General features: G+C 70.6%; 11 protein-coding genes and 1 pseudogene. 8 read left to right on the top strand and 4 right to left on the bottom strand.

Translation table 11 applies throughout. The features are described 5' to 3' along the window. Positions 1-100: 100 nt before the first annotated feature. Positions 101-1,099 (bottom strand): aldo/keto reductase, encoded by a 999-nt coding sequence (locus D1369_RS12090; RefSeq protein ID WP_037901511.1) that lies wholly within the window; start codon positions 1,097-1,099, stop codon positions 101-103. A gap of 75 nt (positions 1,100-1,174) precedes the next feature. Between D1369_RS12090 and D1369_RS12085 the strand changes: the two genes are divergently transcribed. The 6 genes from D1369_RS12085 to serA all read left to right on the top strand — a co-directional run bounded on the left by D1369_RS12085 (position 1,175) and on the right by serA (position 11,118). Next, a complete protein-coding gene (locus tag D1369_RS12085; protein ID WP_202477094.1) occupies positions 1,175-2,137 on the top strand; it encodes a 2-hydroxyacid dehydrogenase in 963 nt (320 codons plus the stop codon). Between the two features lie 440 nt (positions 2,138-2,577). Further along, positions 2,578-5,583 carry an EAL domain-containing protein gene (locus D1369_RS12080; RefSeq protein WP_037901513.1) on the top strand — a complete coding sequence of 1,002 codons (3,006 nt, stop codon included), beginning with the start codon at positions 2,578-2,580 and terminating at the stop codon, positions 5,581-5,583. Positions 5,584-5,790: 207 nt separating this feature from the next. After that, the gene (locus D1369_RS12075) at positions 5,791-7,635 is read left to right on the top strand and encodes an acetolactate synthase large subunit (protein ID WP_007384878.1); all 1,845 of its coding nucleotides are present in this window, start codon (positions 5,791-5,793) and stop codon (positions 7,633-7,635) included. 21 nt (positions 7,636-7,656) lie between these two features. Continuing rightward, positions 7,657-8,184, top strand: coding sequence for an acetolactate synthase small subunit (gene ilvN / locus D1369_RS12070; protein ID WP_007384879.1), 528 nt, complete (start codon positions 7,657-7,659; stop codon positions 8,182-8,184). Positions 8,185-8,295: 111 nt separating this feature from the next. Further along, a complete protein-coding gene (gene ilvC, locus D1369_RS12065) occupies positions 8,296-9,294 on the top strand; it encodes a ketol-acid reductoisomerase (protein WP_007384880.1) in 999 nt (332 codons plus the stop codon). A 234-nt stretch (positions 9,295-9,528) separates the two neighbouring features. Beyond that, positions 9,529-11,118, top strand: coding sequence for a phosphoglycerate dehydrogenase (gene serA / locus D1369_RS12060; protein ID WP_007384881.1), 1,590 nt, complete (start codon positions 9,529-9,531; stop codon positions 11,116-11,118). Positions 11,119-11,178: 60 nt separating this feature from the next. Here the strand turns inward: serA and D1369_RS12055 are convergent, their stop codons facing one another. Next, entirely contained in the window at positions 11,179-12,711 is a 1,533-nt protein-coding gene (locus D1369_RS12055) for an MFS transporter (protein WP_007384882.1), read from the bottom strand. A 76-nt stretch (positions 12,712-12,787) separates the two neighbouring features. Here D1369_RS12055 and D1369_RS12050 point away from each other — a divergent pair, with 76 nt between their 5' ends. Beyond that, positions 12,788-13,369, top strand: a complete 582-nt coding sequence (locus D1369_RS12050; RefSeq protein ID WP_007384883.1) for a TetR/AcrR family transcriptional regulator — start codon at positions 12,788-12,790, stop codon at positions 13,367-13,369. A gap of 18 nt (positions 13,370-13,387) precedes the next feature. Here D1369_RS12050 and D1369_RS12045 read toward each other — a convergent pair. Beyond that, positions 13,388-13,543 (bottom strand): annotated as a pseudogene (locus tag D1369_RS12045) (ATP-binding cassette domain-containing protein); the annotation flags it as partial. 57 nt (positions 13,544-13,600) lie between these two features. Further along, on the bottom strand, positions 13,601-15,013 hold the full coding sequence (locus D1369_RS12040; RefSeq protein WP_007384884.1) for a helix-turn-helix domain-containing protein: 1,413 nt from the start codon (positions 15,011-15,013) through the stop codon (positions 13,601-13,603). 145 nt (positions 15,014-15,158) lie between these two features. Here D1369_RS12040 and D1369_RS12035 point away from each other — a divergent pair, with 145 nt between their 5' ends. Next, positions 15,159-16,085, top strand: coding sequence for a proline dehydrogenase family protein (locus D1369_RS12035; protein ID WP_007384885.1), 927 nt, complete (start codon positions 15,159-15,161; stop codon positions 16,083-16,085). The last annotated feature ends 15 nt before the right edge of the window (positions 16,086-16,100 follow it).

Below are 16,100 nucleotides of genomic sequence, written 5' to 3'. Positions count from 1 at the left end.
CCCTGCTCGGTCCGCAGGCTCACTGATCCGGCCCGAGCACTACGGGGGGTCCCGGCACAGCCACCGACTCACCGCCCCGGCGCAGTCAGCGGGCGGACCGCTAGTCCCACGACCCCTGTGCCCGCGGCAGTGTCGCCACCTCCGCGAGGTCCTGGGCCGTCAGGCGCAGCGCGGCCGCCGCCGCGTTCTCCGTTGCCCAGCGCTCCTGCTTGGTGCCCGGCACGGGGACCACGTGGCCGCCCTGTGCCAGTACCCACGCGAGTGCCACCTGGGCCGGGGTGACGGACTCTCCGTGGCGGGACGCGATGCGGCGCAGGCCGGAGACGATCGGCTGGTTCGCGGCCATCATCTCGGCGGTGAAGCGGGGGTGGCGGGCGCGGACGTCGTCCGGTTCGAAGCCCTCGCCCGGGGTCAGGGTGCCGGTCAGGAAGCCGTTGCCGAGGGGCATCGCCGCGAGGAAGCCGATCCCGCGCGCCGCGCACCACGGCACCAGCGTCTCCAGGGCCTCCGGCGACCACACCGACAGCTCCGCCTCCACCGCGCTCACCGGGAAGACCTGCTGGACCCGTCGCAACTGCCGGATCGTCGCGTCGTACAGCCGGGTTCCGGAGCGGCGGCCACCCCGTGCCCCCATCGCGCACAGCCCCAACGACCGTACTTTTCCTGCCTGTACGAGCTCCGCCATCGCGCCCCAGGTCTCCTCGACCGGGACCTCGGGGTCCTCGCGGTGCAGCTGGTAGAGGTCGATCACATCGGTCTGGAGCCGCCGCAGTGACGCGTCGCACGCTCTTCTCACATAGCCGGGGCGGCCGTTGGCCACGATGTGCTGCTCGCCCACCAGCAGGCCGACCTTGGTGGACACGAACGCGTCCCCGCGCCGTTCCTTCAACACCCGCCCCAGCAGCAGCTCGTTGGTGAACGGGCCGTACATGTCGGCCGTGTCCAGCAGCGTCGAGCCCAGATCGAGCGCCCGGTGCACGGCCCTGACCGATTCGTCACCCCGCTGCCGCGACCCGCTGTAGGCCCAGCTCATCGGCATGCATCCGAGTCCGACGGCTCCCACCGCGAGCGCCGCCGCGCCGATCGTCCTGCGCTCCACCTGCTCGTGACCCTCCCCTTTTCCGGCCCCCAACCTAACCTCTGGGCCGCGGGACGCCTGACATAGCCTCCTGGCATGACTGCTGACGTGTGGCTCCCCATCCCGCCGGACGAGATCGCAGGGCTCCCCGAAGGGCCCCACTACCTTTTCTGGGACGGGGGTGAGGACGGTGAACAGGACTTCCCGGGGGACCCGGCGAACTGCGCCGTCTACGTCGTGCCCTACATGAAGCGGCAGGCGGTGAAGGTCCGGCCGCTGCCGTACATGACCAACCTCCGGCTCGTGCAGACGCTCACGGCCGGTGTCGACGACGTCCTGGCCCGGCTGTCCGACATCGTGCCGGGCGTGCCGCTGTGCAACGCGCGCGGTGTGCACGAGACCAGCACCGCGGAGCTGGCCCTCACCCTGACCCTCGCCTCGCTGCGCGGCATCCCCGAGTTCGTCCGCGCCCAGCAACAGGAGTCCTGGCAGGGCGCGTTCCGGCCCGCGCTCGCTGACAAGAACGTCCTCATCGTCGGCTACGGCTCGATCGGCTCCGCCATCGAGGACCGGCTCGTGCCGTTCGAGGTCGCGCGGGTGGCGCGCGTCGCGCGCTCCGCGCGCACCACGGAGCGCGGCCCCGTGCATCCGCTCGCCGAACTGCCCGCCCTGCTGCCCGAGGCGGACGTGGTCATCCTGTCCACGCCCCTCGACGAGACCACGCGTCACCTGGTCGACGCCCAGTTCCTTGCCCGTATGAAGGACGGCGCGCTCCTCGTGAACGTCGCCCGCGGCGCCGTCGTCGACACCAAGGCGCTGCTCGCCGAGCTGGAGTCCGGCCGCCTCACCGCCGCACTGGACGTCACCGACCCCGAGCCGCTGCCCCCGGGACACCCGTTGTGGCAGGCGCCGGGCGTACTCGTCAGTCCCCATGTCGGAGGACCCACCTCCGCGTTCCTGCCGCGTGCCAAGCGCCTGTTGGTGGACCAGCTGAACCGTTATGTGAACCAGGAGCCCCTGCGCAACGTGATCCTTACGACGGGGTCAGGCGGCGCGTGACGCGTACGAAGCGCGCTGTCGGGCGCGGGCGCGCAACAGGCGTGTAATCCGTTTCCGGTACGCTCCGCAACCCTTCGGACGCGTTCCGTACGCGCATCGGCACTGGTCGTCACGGAGCGTAGAGGAACTATGTCCCTGAGTGACGAGACTGGTGTATCGTCCCGACAGGGGCTGCGCCGCGCACCGTTCGGCGCCGGGGATGGACATTGCAGACTGTGAGGGGGGCGACGGGCGATGCACGGCCTATGGACCAACGATCCGACGCGGCGGGGCCGCCGGCTCCGACCCTGGCACACAGCCGCGCGCAGACGCGGCCACCACGCCGGTCACGGCGGTCACCACAGCTCTCATCACCGCAGGCACAACAGCCGCAGGAGGCATGCGCACCCGGCGCACCCGGACCCCCGGGACCCCGGAGCGGCGCGGACCGGGAGGGCCCGGTGAGCTCGCCCCCCTCTCCCACGACCACCCTCGACGGAGCGCTGCGGGCCCGGCCCGCAAGGGGGGCACTGCCCTCCCGGCCGCCGGCCGCCCGTGGCGGGTCGAGCCTGGTCCACCAACTCCTCCTCGCCCTGGTGTGCGGGGGGTATGCCCTCGGTTCCGCGCTCGACTGGGGTTCGCGCGAAGTAGCCCTGATCATGGGCGACTTCGGGCTGAGCGCCGCGGCGGCCACCGCCGCCGTGTCGTGCTTCGTCCACGCCCGCAACCGTCGGGTCTGCTTTCGACCTGCCTGGCTGCTCTTCGGGCTCTCCTCCACGATGGCGTCGCTCGGCAACCTGATCTGGGGGTGGTACGAGGTCGTCCTGGGCCGGGACGTGCCCGATCCCAGCTGCGCCGACCTGTTCTTCCTCTGCTTCGCGCCGCCCGCGATCGTGGGGCTGCTGGTCCTCGCCAAGCGGCCGGTGACGAAGGCGGGCTGGGTCTGCCTCGGCCTGGACGCCTGGCTGATCGGCGGCTCGCTGCTCACGCTCTCGTGGAGCCTCGCCCTCGCCCAGGCGGCGAAGTCCGAGGGGCCGAGCGTCGCGCGCACCGCGCTGTCCCTGGCGTATCCGCTGCTGGACATCGCCCTCGTCAGCATGGTCCTCGCCCTGCACTTCCGGCGCTCGGCGGTCAACCGCACCGCGGTGAACACCGCGATCTGCGCGCTCGCCCTGACCGTGATGTGCGACGCCCTGTTCACCTCGCCGCTGCTGCACAACAGCTACCGCTCCGGCCAGTTGCTGGACGCCGGCTGGTTCGCCGGCTCCCTGCTCCTCGCCTACGCCCCTTGGGCCGCACCCCGGCGCCCGGAGGGCGAGCCGCAGCGGCCCGCCGGGCACACGCGCGTGGTGCGCGAGCACCTGCCCAGACAGCGGTTCGGGATCCAGCACCACCCGTCCGCGCAGGGACCGCAGGGCGTGCAGGGCGGTGACCACGGCCGGTATCCGGCCACCCGGCCCATCACCGGGTCGCTGGCCGCCCTCACCCCGTATCTCGCCGCCGCCGTCTGCACGCTGGGCATCCTCTACAACGTCCTCAACGGCCGCAGCGTGGACCGTGTGGTGCTGCTCACCGGTGGCACCGTCGTGCTCGCCCTCGTGATGCGCCAGGGCATCATGCTGCTCGACAACATCACCCTCACTCAGGAACTCGCGCAGAAGGAGAACCACTTCCGCTCCCTGGTGCAGGGCTCCAGCGACGTCATCATGATCGCCGCGCCCAACGGCATCCTCCGGTACGTCTCCCCGGCCGCGGCCGGAGTCTACGGACGCCCCGCCGAGGAACTCGTGGGCACGGAACTGGCCGGTCTCATCCACCCGGAGGACCTGGGCTGCGTGGTGCACGAGGTGCGCCGCTTCCTCGCCGCCAACCCGCTCGAAGAAGCCACCACCCGCATCGAGTGCCGCTTCCGGTCCGGCGACGGCGGCTGGCTCAACGTCGAGTCCACCGTCAACCGTCACCACGGCGGTCTCATCTTCAACAGCCGGGACGTCACCGAAAGAGTGCGCCTGCAGGCGCAGCTCCAGCACAACGCCGAGCACGACCCGCTGACCGACCTGCCCAACCGGGCCCTGTTCACCCGGCGCGTCCAGCAGGCCCTGTCCGGCCGCCGTTCCTCCGACCGCGGCACGGCCGTCCTCTTCATCGACCTCGACGGCTTCAAGGCCGTCAACGACACGATCGGGCACCAGGCCGGGGACGAGCTGCTCGTCCAGGCCGCCCGCAGACTCCAGGACGCGGTCCGGTACGGGGACACCGCCTCCCGGCTCGGCGGGGACGAGTTCGCCGCGCTGATCGTCGGGGACGGCACCCGCGACCGCACCGCCCGCGAGGGCAACATCCTGGAGCTCGCCGACCGCCTCAGGGTCACGCTCTCGCAGCCGTACCTCATCGACGGCAACGATGTCCGGGTCGCGGCCTCCATCGGTGTCGCCTTCGCCGAGCCCGGCCTCGGAGCGGGCGAGATCCTGCGCAACGCGGACCTCGCGATGTACCGCGCCAAGGCGGGCGGCAAGGGCCGCGTCGAGCTGTACGCGCCCCAGATGCAGCAGGACGTCGTACGCAAGGCGGAGCTGGCCACGCGCCTGCGTGCCGCGCTGCACGACGGCGAGTTCGCCCTGCTGCACCAGCCCGTGGTCTGTCTGGAGGACGGCCGGATCACGTCGGTCTGCGCCCAGGCGCGCTGGCGCTCCTCCCAGGGGGTGCTGTTCACGCCCGCCGAGTTCCTGCGGGTGGCCGAGGACAGCGACAAGACGCAGGAGCTGGGCCGCTGGATCCTGGAGGAGGCCGTGGAAAAGGCCGCCGAGCGGGCCGCGGCCGGGCTCACCGTGCCCGTGGCGGTCCGGTTGAGCGCTCAGCGGCTGCTGGACCGCTCCCTGCCCCTGGGCTCGGTCGAGGCGCTGCTGACCCGGCACGGGCTGCCGTCCGGCTCCCTGGTCATCGAGCTCTCCGACGCCGACCCCCGGGTCTCGCTGGACGAGCTGGAGCGCCGGCTGACCGCGATCCGGCGCGTCGGCGTCCGGATCGCCCTGGACGGCTTCGGCAGTGGCTATGCGGCGATCACCGCGCTGCGCAAGCTCCCCGTGGACGTGCTCAAGCTCGACCGCAGCCTGGTCGAGGGCGTCGTGGAGTCCGCCAGGCTGCACAAGATCACCAGTGGGCTGCTCAGGATCGCCGGAGACCTCGGGCTGCAGTCCGTGGCCGACGGGGTGGACCTTCCCGAGCAGGTCGTCGCCCTGCGCGCGATGGGCTGCACCCATGGGCAGGGCATGGCGTTCTCGGGCCCGCTGGACGAGTACCGGCTGCGCAGGGCGCTGGCCTCGGGGCACTATCCGGTGCCGCACGGCCCCGCGGAACCCGCGTTCGCCGGGGGCGGGGCGGGGGTGTACACCGGAAGCATGTCTGCCGTACTCGGTGGTGGGACGACCCTCCGCTCACATAATGAGACTCCCGTCCCACCCACTTGACAGTGAGTGCGTGCCGGGGGGAGGGTCAGTCTCATGCGCACCCGAATTCTCGTACTTGGAAAGCGCGTCGGCTGACGCTGAGCCACAGACCGCTCAGCGATCCCCACCCGGCGCGCTCCCCTCGCTTGCCTTCTGGCACGAGGGGTTTTTTGTTGCCCAGCCTCCCCACCTCAGCTTCACACCCTCAGCATCGAGAAGAGAATGACGATGACCGAGCAGGCCACCGGGGCCCATCCGCAGCCGCGGCCCCGATCCGGAGGACAGCAGTCCGCCCCCGAGCACGTCACGGGCGCGCAGTCCCTCATCCGCTCTCTCGAGGAGGTCGGCGCCGAGACGGTATTCGGGATCCCCGGCGGTGCCATCCTTCCGGCGTACGACCCGCTGATGGACTCCACCCGGGTGCGCCACGTCCTGGTCCGTCATGAGCAGGGCGCCGGTCACGCGGCCACCGGTTACGCGCAGGCCACCGGCAAGGTCGGCGTCTGCATGGCGACCTCGGGCCCCGGTGCCACCAACCTGGTCACCCCGATCGCGGACGCCCACATGGACTCGGTGCCGCTCGTGGCGATCACCGGGCAGGTGGCCTCCAAGGCGATCGGCACGGACGCCTTCCAGGAGGCGGACATCGTCGGCATCACCATGCCGATCACCAAGCACAACTTCCTCGTCACCAAGGCCGAGGACATCCCGCGGGTCATCGCGCAGGCCTTCCACATCGCCTCCACCGGGCGCCCCGGGCCGGTTCTCGTGGACATCGCCAAGGACGCCCTCCAGGCGAAGACGACGTTCTCCTGGCCGCCGGTCATGGACCTGCCCGGCTACCGCCCGGTGACCAAGCCGCACGCCAAGCAGATCCGCGAGGGCGCCAAGCTGATCACCCAGGCGAAGCGGCCCGTCCTCTACGTCGGCGGCGGAGTCATCAAGGCCGGCGCCACCGCCGAGCTGAAGGTCCTCGCCGAACTCACCGGAGCCCCCGTCACCACCACCCTGATGGGGCTCGGCGCATTCCCCGACAGCCACCCGCTGCACGTGGGAATGCCGGGCATGCACGGTGCGGTCACCGCCGTCACCGCGCTGCAGAAGGCCGACCTGATCGTCGCCCTCGGTACCCGCTTCGACGACCGCGTCACCGGCAAGCTGGACAGCTTCGCCCCGCACGCCAAGATCGTCCACGCCGACATCGACCCGGCCGAGATCGGCAAGAACCGTGCCGCCGACGTGCCGATCGTCGGCGACGCCCGCGAGGTCATCGCCGACCTGGTCCAGGCCGTCCAGAAGGAGCACAGCGAGGGCCACCAGGGCGACTACAGCGCCTGGTGGAAGGACCTGAACCGCTGGCGCGAGACCTACCCGCTCGGCTACGACCTGCCCGACGACGGCTCGCTCTCCCCGCAGCAGGTCATCGAGCGGGTCGGACAGCTCGCCCCCGAGGGCACGATCTTCGCGGCGGGCGTCGGCCAGCACCAGATGTGGTCCGCGCACTTCATCCAGTACGAGAAGCCCGCCACCTGGCTGAACTCCGGCGGCGCCGGAACCATGGGCTACGCGGTCCCGGCCGCGATGGGCGCCAAGGCCGGCATGCCGGGCAACACCGTCTGGGCGATCGACGGCGACGGCTGCTTCCAGATGACCAACCAGGAACTGACCACCTGCGCCCTGAACAACATCCCGATCAAGGTCGCCATCATCAACAACGGCGCTCTGGGGATGGTCCGCCAGTGGCAGACCCTCTTCTACAACCAGCGCTACTCCAACACCGTGCTGCACAGCGGCCCCGAGGACATCAACCCGGACGCCAAGGGCACGCGCGTGCCGGACTTCGTGAAGCTGTCCGAGGCGATGGGCTGCGTGGGTCTGCGCTGTGAGCGCCCGGAGGACCTGGACAAGGTCATCGCGGAGGCGAACTCCATCAACGACCGCCCCGTCGTCGTGGACTTCATCGTCCACGAGGACGCGATGGTGTGGCCGATGGTCGCCGCCGGCACCTCCAACGACGAGATCATGGCCGCCCGGGACGTCCGCCCCGACTTCGGCGACAACGAAGACGACTGAGAGCCGTAAAGGAAGCAGATCATGTCCAAGCACACGCTCTCCGTCCTGGTGGAGAACACCCCGGGCATCCTGGCCCGGATCGCCGCCCTGTTCTCCCGCCGCGGTTTCAACATCGACTCGCTCGCGGTCGGTGTCACCGAGCACCCCGAGATCTCCCGGATCACCATCGTGGTCACGGTGCTCGAGGAACTGCCGCTGGAACAGGTGACCAAGCAGCTCAACAAGCTGGTCAACGTGCTGAAGATCGTCGAACTGGAAGCCGGTTCCGCCGTTCAGCGCGAACTCGTTCTGGTGAAGGTGCGCGCCGACAACGAGACGCGCTCCCAGATCGTCGAGATCGTCCAGCTGTTCCGCGCCAAGACCGTCGACGTCTCCCCGGAGGCCGTCACGATCGAGGCCACCGGCTCCAGCGACAAGCTGTCCGCGATGCTGAAGATGCTGGAGCCCTTCGGCATCAAGGAACTGGTCCAGTCCGGCACGATCGCGATCGGCCGCGGCTCGCGTTCGATCACGGACCGTTCGCTGCGCGCACTCGACCGCAGCGCGTAAGGCGGTGTACGGGCGGCCCCGGCCGCCCGTATGCCGAGACCCCGAAACTTCATCCCAGTCCGCCGTCATACGGTGGGGCGCAACACCTGCACACCAAGGAGAGAACCCAAAGTGGCCGAGCTGTTCTACGACGCCGACGCCGACCTGTCCATCATCCAGGGCCGCAAGGTCGCGGTCATCGGTTACGGCAGCCAGGGCCACGCCCACGCGCTGTCGCTCCGTGACTCGGGTGTCGACGTGCGTGTCGGTCTGCACGAGGGCTCCAAGTCCAAGGCCAAGGCCGAGGAGCAGGGCCTGCGCGTGGTGACGCCGTCCGAGGCCGCCGCCGAGGCCGACGTCATCATGATCCTGGTCCCGGACCCGATCCAGGCCCAGGTCTACGAGGAGTCCATCAAGGACAACCTGAACGACGGCGACGCGCTGTTCTTCGGCCACGGCCTGAACATCCGCTTCGACTTCATCAAGCCCCCGGCCGGCGTCGACGTCTGCATGGTCGCCCCCAAGGGCCCGGGCCACCTGGTCCGCCGGCAGTACGAGGAGGGCCGCGGCGTTCCGTGTATCGCGGCCGTCGAGCAGGACGCGTCGGGCAACGCCTTCGCGCTCGCGCTGTCGTACGCCAAGGGCATCGGCGGCACCCGTGCCGGCGTCATCAAGACGACCTTCACCGAGGAGACCGAGACCGACCTGTTCGGTGAGCAGGCCGTTCTCTGCGGTGGTACGGCCGCGCTGGTCAAGGCCGGTTTCGAGACGCTGACCGAGGCCGGCTACCAGCCGGAGATCGCGTACTTCGAGTGCCTGCACGAGCTGAAGCTCATCGTCGACCTCATGTACGAGGGCGGCCTGGAGAAGATGCGCTGGTCGATCTCCGAGACCGCCGAGTGGGGCGACTACGTCACCGGTCCGCGGATCATCACCGACGCCACCAAGGCCGAGATGAAGAAGATCCTCGCCGAGATCCAGGACGGCACCTTCGCCCGTGAGTGGATGGCCGAGTACCACGGCGGTCTGAAGAAGTACAACGAGTACAAGCAGCAGGACTCCGAGCACCTGCTGGAGACCACCGGCAAGCAGCTCCGCAAGCTGATGAGCTGGGTCGACGAGGAGGCGTAAGCCTCGCGTGACGGGCCGGAGCGGGTGCGCTCCGGCCCCGTTGTCCAACCCGTCGCAGCACGGACGGGTGATCCTTCCGCGGAGGCGTAAGACGACCTCCACCGCGCCACTACACTGGCGCACAACATACGCGTCAGGCCCACAGCGTCGTGCGTCTTCCACGCGGCCAGTACCCTCCACCGCCTGCGGCCGTCGGGACGGCCGTCCGCACGCAATGGACTTGTGAGGACTCACGTGAGCTCGAAACCCGTCGTACTCATCGCTGAAGAGCTGTCGCCCGCGACTGTGGACGCGCTTGGCCCGGACTTCGAGATCCGGCACTGCAACGGAGCGGACCGAGCCGAACTGCTCCCGGCCATCGCCGACGTCGACGCGATCCTGATCCGCTCCGCCACCAAGGTGGACGCCGAGGCCATCGCCGCCGCGCACAAGCTGAAGGTCGTCGCACGAGCCGGCGTCGGCCTGGACAACGTCGACGTCTCCGCCGCCACCAAGGCCGGCGTGATGGTCGTCAACGCCCCCACCTCGAACATCGTGACCGCCGCCGAGCTGGCCTGCGGCCTCCTCGTCGCCACGGCCCGCCACATTCCGCAGGCCAACGCCGCGCTGAAGAACGGCGAGTGGAAGCGCAGCAAGTACACGGGCGTGGAGCTCGCCGAGAAGACCCTCGGTGTCGTGGGTCTCGGTCGGATCGGCGCGCTGGTCGCCCAGCGCATGTCCGGGTTCGGCATGAAGGTCGTCGCCTACGACCCCTACATCCAGCCCGCCCGCGCCGCCCAGATGGGCGTCAAGGTGCTGTCCCTCGACGAGCTGCTCGAGGTCTCCGACTTCATCACCGTCCACCTCCCCAAGACCCCCGAGACCGTCGGCCTCATCGGCGACGAGGCGCTGCGCAAGGTCAAGCCGAGCGTGCGGATCGTCAACGCCGCGCGCGGCGGGATCGTCGACGAGGAGGCGCTGTACTCCGCCCTCAAGGAGGGCCGGGTCGCCGGTGCCGGTCTCGACGTGTACGCGAAGGAGCCCTGCACGGACTCCCCGCTGTTCGAGTTCGACCAGGTCGTCGCCACCCCGCACCTCGGCGCCTCCACCGACGAGGCCCAGGAGAAGGCCGGTATCGCCGTCGCCCGCTCGGTGCGCCTCGCGCTCGCCGGTGAGCTGGTGCCGGACGCGGTGAACGTCCAGGGCGGTGTCATCGCCGAGGACGTCAAGCCGGGCCTGCCGCTCGCCGAGCGCCTCGGCCGCATCTTCACCGCGCTCGCCGGTGAGGTCGCGGTCCGCCTCGACGTCGAGGTCTACGGCGAGATCACCCAGCACGACGTGAAGGTGCTGGAGCTCAGCGCCCTCAAGGGTGTCTTCGAGGACGTCGTCGCCGAGACGGTGTCGTACGTCAACGCCCCGCTGTTCGCGCAGGAGCGCGGTGTCGAGGTGCGGCTGACGACCAGCTCCGAGTCGGCCGACCACCGCAATGTCGTCACCGTGCGCGGCACGCTCGGCAGCGGCGAGGAGGTGTCGGTCTCCGGCACGCTGGCAGGTCCCAAGCACCTCCAGAAGATCGTCGCGGTCGGCGAGTACGACGTCGACCTGGCCCTCGCCGACCACATGGTCGTCCTCAAGTACGAGGACCGTCCCGGTGTCGTCGGCACGGTGGGCCGGATCTTCGGCGAGGCCGGGATCAACATCGCCGGTATGCAGGTCTCGCGTGCGATCGCCGGTGGCGAGGCGCTGGCGGTCCTGACCGTCGACGACACGGTTCCCGCCGGGGTGCTGACCGAGGTCGCCGAGGAGATCGGGGCGACGTCGGCCCGCGCGGTGAACCTGGTCTGACGCTGCACCACCAACGCCGGGCGGGCCGAGGGTTTCCTCGGCCCGCCCGGCGCTTTTCCGTTACGCGGGCACCTTCTCCGGCTCCGACGCCTCCTGAGGCGTGTGCAGCTCGACCCGGCGCAGTGTCACCGCGGCCAGCACCGCCGCCCCCGCGAGCAGTACTGCCCCCGCGATCGCCGCCCCCTGCATCCCGTTGGTGAACGCCTCCCGGGCCACGGTCGCCAGTCCCGGTACGCGATCGGCGACGGCCAGCGCCCCGCCCAGCGTCTCGCGGGCCACGCCGGGTGCCGAGGCCGGCATGTCGTGGCGGTAGAGGGCCGTACCGATGGAGCCGAGGACCGCCATGCCCAGCGCACCGCCGAACTCCGAGCCGGTCTCCATCAGGGAGGACGCGGCACCCGCCCGCTCCACCGGGGCGGTGCCCATCGCGAGGTCCATGATCTGGGACATCACGATGACACTGCCGACTGCGAGGACACCGCTGGAGGCCAGCACCAGCCACATCGAGTCCGTACCGGCGAAGGCCAGCAGCGCGAAGCCGGCCGCGGCGATCGCGAAGCCCGCGGTGACGACAGAGGCGCGGTTGACGCCCTTCTGGACCAGCGCCGTCGCGACCGGAGCCGCGGCCCCGATCGGCACCGACGGCAGCAGCGCCCACAGGGCCGCCTCCAGCGCGCTCTTGTCGAGCACGGACTGAAGGTACTGCGTGGTGAAGTAGGCCGACCCCATGATCCCGAACGCCGAGACGAGGTTCAGGGCGACGGACGGCGCGAAGCCGCGGCCGCGGAACAGGGCGGGGTCGATCATCGGCGAGGCCGCGGTGCGCTGGCGGTGGACGAAGAGGGCCGCGAAGAGCAGGCCGACGGTGATCGAGACGACGTAGCGGACGTTCCAGCCCTCCGAGGGGATCTCCTTGAGGCCGTAGACCACGGGGAGCACGGCGGCCATCGACAGCGGGACGCTCAGCCAGTCGAAGCGGCCGGGGGTGGCGGTTCGGGACTCGGGGAGCAGTGCCGGGCCGAGGACCAGCAGCAGTGCCATCGCGGGCAGGTTGACCAGGAAGACCGATCCCCACCAGAAGTACTCGACCAGCACACCGCTCATCACCGAACCGAGCGCGATCCCGGCCGTCATCACGCCGGACCACAGACCGATCGCCTTCGCGCGCTGGCCGGGGTCGGTGAACATCGTGCGGAGCAGGGCCATCGTCGACGGCATCAGGGTCGCGCCGCCGATGCCGAGGACCGCGCGGGCCGCGATGAGCATCTCGGCGCTGTTCGCGTACGCCGCCGCCAGTGAGGCGGTGCCGAAGGCGGCGGCGCCGATCAGCAGGAGCCTGCGGTGGCCGATGCGGTCGCCGAGCGAGCCCATCGTCATCAGCAGGCCGGCGAGCACGAACGCGTAGATGTCGAAGATCCACAGCTGCTGGGTGCCGGTCGGCTCCAGGTCGGCGCTGATGGACGGGATCGCGAAGTAGAGGACCGAGACGTCCATCGAGACCAGCAGCAGCGGGAGCATCAGCACGCCGAGTGCGGTCCATTCGCGACGCCCGGCGCGGCCGGACGGAGTGGTGGTGCTCGTCGAGTTCGTCATGACGGTGACTATACGAGCGTCTTAAACGCTTGTCTATGACGCTTGTATAAATCGCTTGTCTAGATAGGCTGGGCGCATGGGACACCGCGAGGATCTGCTCGAAGGCGCCAAGCGCTGCCTGCTGGAGAAGGGGTTCGCGCGTACGACTGCGCGCGACATCGTCAAGGAGTCGGGGACCAACCTCGCCTCGATCGGCTACCACTACGGCTCGAAGGACGCACTCCTGGCGCAGGCGTACGTGTCGCTGGTCGAGGGAATGAGCGACGCCTTCGAGGGGGACGGGACCGCCCTGACCGCTGAGCCGGGCTCCCTCGAACGGTTCCAGGAGGTGTGGTCGAACGTCGTCGCCACCATGCGGGAACCCGGCTCGATATGGCACCTCAGCATGGAGATCGTGGTCATGGGCGACCAACTGCCCGAGGTGCGCGACCACTTGGCACGGGCCCAGCGGGAGGCCGGGCGGGGGCTCGTTCCGATGCTCATGGGCGGGCGCGAGGAGGACGTCTCGGACGAGACCGCCGACACCCTCGGCATGTTCTACGTGACCCTCATGACGGGCCTCATCGCCCAGTGGACCTTCGACCCGAAGACCGCGCCCACCGGCGAACAGCTCACCGAGGGGCTGCGCCAGGTGATCGCCGGGACTACGAAGGGCTGATCCGCCCGTCCCGCATCGGAGATCGAGGGTGCCGGCCCGCGCGGAGGGGGCCGGCGCCGACGCCGGCTCGTCCAGGACCAGCAGGCGCGTCTCGCACGCCAACGCCCGCGCGATACCGACGTGTTGGCACTGGCCGCCGGAGAGCTCGTGCGGGCGGCGGTCGCCGTACGACGGTGGCGCTCGTGCGGCCGGCCGGGGGCTGCCGGAAGGGCCACCCGAGCCTGACAGCCCTTACAGCCGCGTCCCCTTCAGCGCCATGTGCAGCAACAGCCGGTCCTCCCCGTCGTCCAGGTCCAGGCCGGTGAGCTGTTCGACGCGGGAGAGGCGGTAGTAGAGGGTCTGGCGGTGGATGCCCAGTTCCGCGGCGGTGCGGGCGGCCTGGCCCGCGCAGTCGAGGTAGGTCTCGGCGGTGCGGGCCAGTTCGCGGTGGGCGGGGGAGAGGAGGGGGCGTACGGCAGGGTCGTGGGCCGTCTCCGGGGGGAGTGAGGTCAGCAGGCGGTACGGGCCGATGCGGGACCACTCGGCGACCGGGCCGAGCCGGGGTTCCGCGAGGGCGGCCCGGGCCGCGGCCGACGCCTCCTGCCAGGCGGGGGCCAGCTCGGCGAGGCCCACGCGGGCGGCGGCGACACCGGCGGCGACGGTGGGCCGGGCGGCCGCCGTGTGCCGTGCCGTGACTGAGGCCGCCGTACCGCGTGTGGTGCCCTGGGCCGGTTCGGGACTGCTGCCGCTCTCCGGTCGGTCGCCGCTGCTCCGTGTGTCGCCTGGTCCGCTGTCGTCGCTCCTGTTCGCCCTGCCGTCGTCGGGTCCGCCGGCTGTGTTCTCGACCCGCCGGCCGCCGCCGGTCCCGCCCGACCTGCCCACCCTCGGCTCGCCGCCCCCCTCCACACCCCGGGCCCGCTCCAGCAGCCGTCCCGCCGCCGTGTTCGCCGGGGTCAGGGTGTCCGGAGCCCGCAGGCGCACCAGGAGCGCCAGCGACTGGGCCGAGGTGCCCCACGGCACCGTGCACAACGCCGTCGCGTGCGGGATCGTACGGGCCGACGGGGCGTCCTCCGGGTCGGCGGACGGCCACGGGGCGACGCACACCACGGCGTACGGGCCGTCGGCGCGGGACCCCAGCGCCGTGCGCAGGGCCGCCACCGCCATGTCGGCCTGCCAGCCGCGCTCGGCGGTCAGCACCGCCCGCAGCTCCCGGCTCAGGTCGGCCCCGTGCTGCGCCTCGTCCGCGAGCAGCGCGCCGATCCGGGCCGTCACCCGCATGGCCGCCTCCAGCTGCCGGTCGGTCGGGCCGGGGTCGGAGTCCAGGAGCCAGACGTAGCCGAGGACAACCCCCCGGTGGCGTACGGGAAGACAGATCCGTCCCCGGTACACCCCCGCCTCCGGGGTCGGCGGAATCCGCACAGGAGCGGAAGCCCGCGTGATGCCGAAGCCCTCGAACCATGTCCGGACCGCTGCCGTGGAACGCCGGGTCAGGATCGAGCGGGTGCGGACGGGGTCCAGCGCCGACGGGTCGAGGTCGCCCTCACTGTCGTACGCACCGAAGGCGATCAGCTCGAAGTCGCGGTTCTCCAGGGTCGCCGGTGCGCCGAGGAGCTCCGAGATCTCGTCGACCAGTTCCTGGTAGTCGCCCTTGTAGTCGCCTGTCACTCGGGCATTCTCGCGCAAAAACACCCCGCTTCATACATCTGTCTGAGATCTGTGGCACGGATGCGTGACAGCTGTCGATGGCCGACGATCGGAGGGATCCTTAGGTTTCACGGTGGTTCTATCTGCTGGTTTGTGGAGGTGCCCCGTGCTGGGTCCCGTGATTCTTGCCGCGTCGCGCAGCGACCGGATGCGACGCCTGATCTCGGCGGCCCCGGTCACCAAGCAGGTGGTCGACCGCTTCATCCCCGGCGAGACGGTCGACGAGATCGTCCCCATCGTCCAGGAGCTCACCTCGCGGGGCCTGGAGCTGACCATGGACGTGGTCGGCGAGGACATCACCACGCCCGAGCAGGCGGAGGCCGCCCGGGACGCCTACCTCGCGCTCGTCGACCGGCTCGGGACGCTCGAACTGGGTACCAGGGCCGAGATGTCCGTGAAGCTGTCGATGTTCGGCCAGGCGCTGGACGGCGGTCACGAGCTCGCGCTCGCCAACGTCCGGCCCGTCGTCGAGGCCGCCGCCGCCATCGGGACGACCGTCACACTCGACGCCGAGGACCACACCACCCTGGACTCGATGTTCGCCATCCACGAGGAACTGCGGAAGGACTTCCCGCAGACCGGCTGCGTGATCCAGGCCTACCTCTTCCGCACCGAGGCCGACGCCCGCCGGCTCGCCGCCGCGGGCAGCCGGGTGCGGCTCGTGAAGGGTGCGTACAAGGAGCCCGCGGAAGTCGCCTACCAGCAGAAACACGAGATCGACAAGGCGTACGTCCGGGCCCTGCGCATCCTCATGGAGGGCGAGGGATACCCGATGGTCGGCTCCCACGACCCGCGGCTGATCTCCATCGCCCAGGAACTCGCCCGGCAGGCGGGCCGCAAGCCCGACGAGTACGAGTTCCAGATGCTCTACGGGATCAGGGGCGACGAGCATCTGCGGCTCGCCGCCGAAGGTCACCGCATGCGCGTCTACACCGCCTACGGCACCGACTGGTACGGCTACTTCATGAGGCGGCTCGCGGAGAAGCCGGCGAACCTGCGCTTCTTCGTCCGCAGCATGATCAGCAAGGGCTGAGCCCGAACACCCGCT

The organism is Streptomyces sp. CC0208, assembly GCF_003443735.1.
GTDB lineage: Bacteria > Actinomycetota > Actinomycetes > Streptomycetales > Streptomycetaceae > Streptomyces > Streptomyces sviceus.
Note: the sequence above shows the minus strand (reverse complement) of the source record. Positions and strands in the feature narration are given on the sequence as shown.